The organism is Agromyces humi (assembly GCF_009720255.1).
Lineage (GTDB): Bacteria > Actinomycetota > Actinomycetes > Actinomycetales > Microbacteriaceae > Agromyces > Agromyces humi.
On sequence record NZ_WJSP02000505.1, the window covers coordinates 1 to 2,230 of the forward strand.

Below are 2,230 nucleotides of genomic sequence, written 5' to 3' on the forward strand. Positions count from 1 at the left end.
CCCGCGGTCGCCTGCGAGCGGAGGCCCACGGCGATCGCGACGCCCTCGTCGTCGGTGAGGAGCAGTGGCGGCAACCCGGTGCCGGCCTCGAGCCGGTAGCCGCCCGCGCTCCCCCGCATCGACTCGATGCCGTAGCCCAGCTCGCGCAGGCGCTCCACGTCGCGCCGCAGCGTGCGGTCCGAGACGCCGAGGCGGTCCACGAGTTCGTGGGCCGGCCAGTGCCGGTGGCTCTGCAGCAGGGAGAGGAGTTCGAGCGTCCTCGAGGTCGTGGCGGCCATGCTCTAAGTATGGCTTTCATGCGGACAGAAAGTGACCGGATACTTCGGAAGACTTGCTGCATGACGAACCAGAACCGAACCAGCGAGATGATCACCGCCCGAGGCCTCACGAAGACCTTCCGCTCCAAGGGGCAGGTCGTCGAGGCGGTCCGCTCCGTCGACCTCGACGTGGCCGAGGGTGAGCTCGTCGCCTTCCTCGGCCCGAACGGCGCCGGCAAGTCGACGACCCTCCGCATGCTCACGACCCTGCTGCCGCCCACCGAGGGCGAGGCGACGGTCGCCGGCTGCGACATCCGCCGAGACCCGGCCGGGGTGCGCCGCCGGATCGGCTACGTCGGGCAGGGCAACTCGGGCGGGCACACGCAGCGGGTGCGCGACGAGCTCCACGCGCAGGGCGCGTTCTACGGGCTCGGCCGTCGTGAGACCCGGGCGCGCGCAGCAGAGCTCGTGGAGTCGCTCGAACTCGGCCAGGTGGCGAACCGGCAGGTGCAGTCGCTCTCGGGCGGCCAGAAGCGTCGCCTCGACATCGCGCTCGGGCTCATCCACCGGCCCGAGCTGCTCTTCCTCGACGAGCCGTCGACGGGCCTCGACCCGCACAGCCGAGCCAACCTGTGGGAGCACATCGTCGAGCTGCGTCGCACGACGGGCACCACGATCTTCCTCACCACGCACTACCTCGACGAGGCCGACCAGCTCGCCGAGCGCGTCATGGTCATGGACCACGGCGCGGTCATCGCCGACGACACGGCCTGGGCGCTCAAGGAATCGCTCGCCGGCGACCAGGTGACGCTCGCGTTCGCCTCGGCGACGGATGCCGCAGCGGCCGCCGCGCGCATCGGGGGGTCGGTCGACGACTCGGCCGGGGCCGACCGGACGGTGGTGACGGCGACCGTGTCGGACGGCGACCGGGCGCTCCCCCGGTGGATCCGCGAGCTCGGCGACGCCGGCCTCGAGGTCGTCGCCGCGACCCACCGCCAGCCCACGCTCGACGACGTGTTCCTCGCACTCACGGGCCGGAGCCTCCGCGAGGAGGCCGCTGCCGCGGCATCCGCAGAGTCCGCCGCCGCGGCATCCGCCGCCTGATTCCGCCACCCGACGCCCAGATCCGAAAGGAACCGCTCATGAACACCATCAGCCCCGCCGCCTCCGCCACGGTCACCGAGACCGGCCGGTCCGCGGCATCCGCTCGCCCGACCGGCTTCGTGCACGACACCGCGACGGTGTTCGCGCGCGAGTCCCGCCCGCTCGTGCGCGACCCGTTCAGCGTCATCTTCTCGCTCGTGCAGCCGCTCGTCTTCCTCGGACTGTTCGGTCCACTGCTGATCGGCGCGTCGGGTGGCGACGTCGCCGGCACACTGCAGTGGTTCGTGCCGGGCATCCTCGTGATGGTCGCGCTGTTCGGCACGGCTTCGACCGGCGCGAACCTGCTGTTCGAGATGCAGACGGGCTCGCACGAGCGCACGCTCGTCGCGCCGCTGTCCCGCAGCGCCCTGCTCGTCGGCCGCGCCCTCAAGGAGGTCGTGCCGCTCGTCATCCAGGGCACGATCGTGGTGCTCGTCGCGGTGCCGTTCGGGTTCTCGCTCGACGTGCCGGGCCTGGTCGTGGGGCTGCTGGTGCTCGCGGTGTTCGGCGTCGGCTTCGGCGCCCTCAGCTACCGGCTGGCGCTGGCCTGCCGCAACCGCGACTGGATGTTCTGGATGGTGCACCAGACGCTGCTGTTCCCGCTGATGATCCTGTCGGGCATGCTGCTGCCGCTCGAGGACGGACCCGGCTGGATGAAGGTCGCCGCGGCGGTGAATCCCCTCAGCTACCTCGTGGCGGGCGAGCGGGCGGCGGTGGAGGTGGTGGAGGTGGAGGCGGTGCTTCGACGACGAACCCGTCTCGGCTTGCAGGGGCGACGATCGCCATCTCTGAGACGTCGACCTTCTGTCCTGGTGCTCGCGGACCGGAGC

Annotated in this window: 3 protein-coding genes; 2 read left to right on the plus strand and 1 reads right to left on the minus strand. The window is 71.6% G+C overall.

Annotated elements, in window-relative coordinates:
* On the minus strand, window positions 1-278 hold a 278-nt coding region (locus GH736_RS21500), incomplete at its 3' end, for a helix-turn-helix transcriptional regulator (protein WP_159606933.1).
* 60 nt (window positions 279-338) lie between these two features.
* On the opposite strand from GH736_RS21500, the gene GH736_RS21505 reads away from it, so the two are divergent.
* Window positions 339-1,361, plus strand: coding sequence for an ATP-binding cassette domain-containing protein (locus tag GH736_RS21505; protein ID WP_235934611.1), 1,023 nt, complete (start codon window positions 339-341; stop codon window positions 1,359-1,361).
* A gap of 38 nt (window positions 1,362-1,399) precedes the next feature.
* A partial coding sequence (locus tag GH736_RS21510) for an ABC transporter permease (RefSeq protein ID WP_159606935.1) occupies window positions 1,400-2,230 on the plus strand: 831 nt, incomplete at its 3' end.

Bases quoted from the DNA above. Each gene is read 5' to 3' on its own strand.
- GH736_RS21505 (WP_235934611.1), top strand. From the start codon at position 339: ATGACGAACCAGAACCGAACCAGCGAGATGATCACCGCCCGAGGCCTC.